Source organism: Streptomyces sp. RP5T (genome assembly GCF_003933965.1).
Taxonomy (GTDB): Bacteria; Actinomycetota; Actinomycetes; order Streptomycetales; family Streptomycetaceae; genus Streptomyces.
In genome coordinates this window covers 1-3,371 of sequence record NZ_RSAJ01000767.1, presented here as the reverse complement: position 1 = coordinate 3,371, position 3,371 = coordinate 1, and the positions used below count along the sequence as shown (strand labels likewise).

The window sequence follows — 3,371 nt, the reverse complement described above, 5'->3', positions numbered from 1 at the left end:
GTGTAGAGGAGTTCGTTCGCCACTGCCTGCGCGCCCCGCCGGCCCGCGCCGAGACCGGGACAGCCCTGGCCGCGCTGCTGGAACGGTTCCCGGACCTCACCCTCGCCGACCCCACCCCGAGGCGGCGCCCCCCGGCCGCGCCCGCGTGCTGCTCGCGCCTAGGGTGTCGTACGGCAGGAAACTTCCGCGCCACCGATGAGTTCCGTCCCTCCCCGCGGTCACCACCTCGAACGGACCGTTGCACAGGAGGGACCCCATGGCGCTTCCGGAGATCGTCTCGCGGGACGAATGGCGCGCGGCGCGCGAGGAGTTGCTGGTCAGGGAGAAGGCGGCCACGCGCGCGCGGGACGCGCTCAACGCCGAGCGGCGCAGACTGCCCATGGTCGAGATCGAGGAGGAGTACGTCTTCGAGGGCGGTGACGGCAAGGCCACCCTGCTCGACCTCTTCGAGGGGCGCGGCCAGCTCGTCGTGTACCACTTCATGTTCGCGCCCGAGTGGGACGCCGGGTGCCGCAGCTGCTCCGCGTTCCTGGACCAGATCGGGCACCTGGCTCATCTGAAGGCACGGGGGACGACGTTCGCGGCCGTGTCGAGGGCGCCGTACACGAAGATCCTGCCGTTCAAGGCGCGGATGGGATGGACCGTGCCCTGGTACTCCTCGAACGGCGACTTCAACCACGACTTCGAGGCCACCCTGGAGGTCGAGGGGAAGCCGGCCGACCGGCCCGGCATCAGCTGCTTCCTGCGCGACCGCGACCGGGTCTTCCACACCTACTCGACCTTCGCCCGCGGCCTCGACGGACTCGGCTCGACCACGAGCCTGCTCGACCTCACCGCGCTGGGCCGGCAGGAGGAGTGGGAGGAACCCGAGGGGCGTGCGTCGGCTCTCGGGGCGCCCGCGGGCAGTGTGCGCATCAGATATCACGATGAGTACGAGGACTGATGCACAAAGCGACGGAAGTGTCCGTTGAGTAGTCGGAATCTCACGCTTCGCGTTGAACCCGTGTCAACTACGTCTCAGTACGGCAACTCACCGAGGCTTTCGGGCCACGGAAGGCGTTAACTCCTACAAGCGCTCTATGGATGAGCGCACGCTTTCTGGAGGTGCAGGGTGGTGAACGGGCGAACAGTGCTCGAACGCTTTCCCGCTGGCGGGCCGCGTGGATCGTGGCCGGCGGAGGAGTTCGCGCAGGCGAGGCGTCTTGAGGGACTGCAGGCGGAGGTCGTCATGGACCTGGCGTCCGACACGTTCCTGGTGATCGTCCGCAGTGGAGAGACCGCGGCCGACGCTCTCGCATGAGGTCAGCCCGCCTCCTCGGCGGGCACCTTTGCCGTGAACTGCCCGGCCTGGAGCGAGTAGAGCTCGGCGTAGACACCACCGGAGGCCAGGAGCTCCTCGGGGGTGCCCGACTCCACGAGCCGGCCCTGTTCCAGGACGTGCACCAGGTCCGCGTGGCGCACGGACGCGAGCCGGTGGGTGATCAGGATGACCGTCTGGCCGGTACCGGTCAGGGCGCGGATCTTCTCGAAGACCTCCAGCTCGGCCCGGGCGTCCAGCGCGGCCGTCGGCTCGTCCACGATCAGGATGCGGCCGCGCCGGTAGGCGGCCCGGGCGATCCCGAGCCGCTGCCACTGCCCGCCCGACAGTTCGTGTCCGCCGCTGAAGTTACGGGCCAGCAGTGTGTCCAGGCCGCGCGGCAGATCGGCCAGCACGTCCCCGGCCCCGGCCTGCGCGACCGCGCCGGACACCCGCTCGTCGGTCAGCCGCGCCGACGAACGACCCACCGCCACGTTGACGCGGGCGGTGAACGGCCACCGCTTGAAGTCCTGGGCGACCATCGCGACCCGCTCGGCGAGCAGCCGCCGGTCCGCGTGCGCCGCGTCCACGTCGTCCCACAGGATCCGGCCCCGGTCGGGGGAGTACAGCCCCGCGAGCAGCTTCACCAGGGTGGTCTTGCCGGAGCCGTTCTCGCCTACCAGCGCGACGATCTTGCCGGTCGGCACGGTGAGCGTCACGTCGTCGAGCGCGGGGCGGGTCGTGTCACCCGGGTAGGCGAAGGTGACGTGCTCGAAGCGGATCTCGCGCGGATCGTCCGGCAGCGCGGTCCCGCCCGCCGGGATCGCCCACTTGGCCGCCTCCTCGTAGAGCCGCTGGAGATCGCCGACGAACAGGGCCTCCTCGTGCAGCGCGTTCATCTCGACGACCAGGGTGTTCAGGCTCTGTGAGCCGGTGCGCACGGCGATCACGGCCGTACCGGCCACCGACAGCGCCATCGCGCCCCCCAGCAGCAGCCCGCCGAGTGTCGCGTACGTCGCCACGGTCGCCAGGCCCGTCCAGGTCGCCGCGATCAGCCCGGTGCGGGCCGCGAGCCGGGCCAGCCGGGCCTGTTCCGCCTCCGCCGTCTCCGCCATGGCGCGGTAGTGCCTGAGCAGGAACGGGCCCACCCCGTGCACCCGGATCTCCGGCGCCGACTCCGGCTCGATCAGCAGGGCGCCGAGCAGCCGGCCGGCCCGTGCGTGCTGCACCCAGGTGTGGAAGGACTCGTACTGGCGGCGCGCGATCGTCAGCGCGCCCCAGGCGCTCGGGATCGTCATCGTGACCAGCAGCGGCAGCAGCGCGGGGTGCAGCACGGTCAGCACGCCCGCCGCGGCTATCAGCGAGATCATCGCGTTCACCACACGGGTCGCGAAGGAGATCATCCGACGGGCCGAGGCGGCGCCGTACTGCGCGGTGTCCAGCAGCTTGTGGAAGGCGTGGTCCTCGATCGCGGCCAGTTCCACGGTGGCCGCCCGCTCCAGGTACCGCTCGGTCGCCACCCGCTCGACCTTGGGTTCGAGCCGTCCCGTGGCGTACGTGGACGCCGCCCGCAGCAGCGCTCCCACCAGCATCACGGCGGCCATCGTCACCAGCGCGGGCACGGCATCCCGCAGCCGGTCCTCCAGCGCGCCCCCGCCGATCAGCCTCCCCAGCACACTGTTGACGGCGAGCAGACTCACCGCCTGTGTGAGGCCCCGGCCCACCTCGGCGACCACCACGATCCGCGCGGCCTGCGGATCGGCCTGCCAGGCCAGCCGGAAAGCGCCCGTCAGCAGCGCCGGCAACCGCCCCACCATGGCCCGGAACCCCAACTCCAGAAACGCCTCGGAGTGCGAGTTCCACCCCCCGTCGTACCGCAGTGGTCCCCCGAAGAGCAGCCGCTCCGACTCGGAGACTCCGGGCTGCCCGGCATCAGGCCGTTTCCTCACCGTGGACCTCCCCCGATCGTTGGTCGGGGCCACTATGGCGGGGCTGACCTGGCGGGGGCAGGGCGCAGAGCAAATCCCGAACAGCGCGCGGGCGCACGCCTTACGGGGGCCGGGTGGGTGTCGTG

General features: G+C 71.2%; 3 protein-coding genes and 1 pseudogene. 3 read left to right on the top strand and 1 reads right to left on the bottom strand.

Going from position 1 to position 3,371, the window contains the following annotated elements; all coding sequences use genetic code 11:
* The 3 genes and pseudogenes from EHS43_RS48475 to EHS43_RS40635 form a co-directional block, all read left to right on the top strand.
* Positions 1–199: pseudogene (locus EHS43_RS48475) on the top strand (cytochrome P450); the annotation flags it as partial.
* 57 nt (positions 200–256) lie between these two features.
* Positions 257–943, top strand: a complete 687-nt coding sequence (locus EHS43_RS40640; protein WP_125195556.1) for a DUF899 domain-containing protein — start codon at positions 257–259, stop codon at positions 941–943.
* Between the two features lie 171 nt (positions 944–1,114).
* Positions 1,115–1,300 carry a hypothetical protein gene (locus EHS43_RS40635; RefSeq protein ID WP_125195555.1) on the top strand — a complete coding sequence of 62 codons (186 nt, stop codon included), beginning with the start codon at positions 1,115–1,117 and terminating at the stop codon, positions 1,298–1,300.
* Positions 1,301–1,302: 2 nt separating this feature from the next.
* Here EHS43_RS40635 and EHS43_RS40630 read toward each other — a convergent pair whose 3' ends face one another.
* On the bottom strand, positions 1,303–3,246 hold the full coding sequence (locus EHS43_RS40630; RefSeq protein WP_125195554.1) for an ABC transporter ATP-binding protein: 1,944 nt from the start codon (positions 3,244–3,246) through the stop codon (positions 1,303–1,305).
* Between the last annotated feature and the right edge of the window lie 125 nt (positions 3,247–3,371).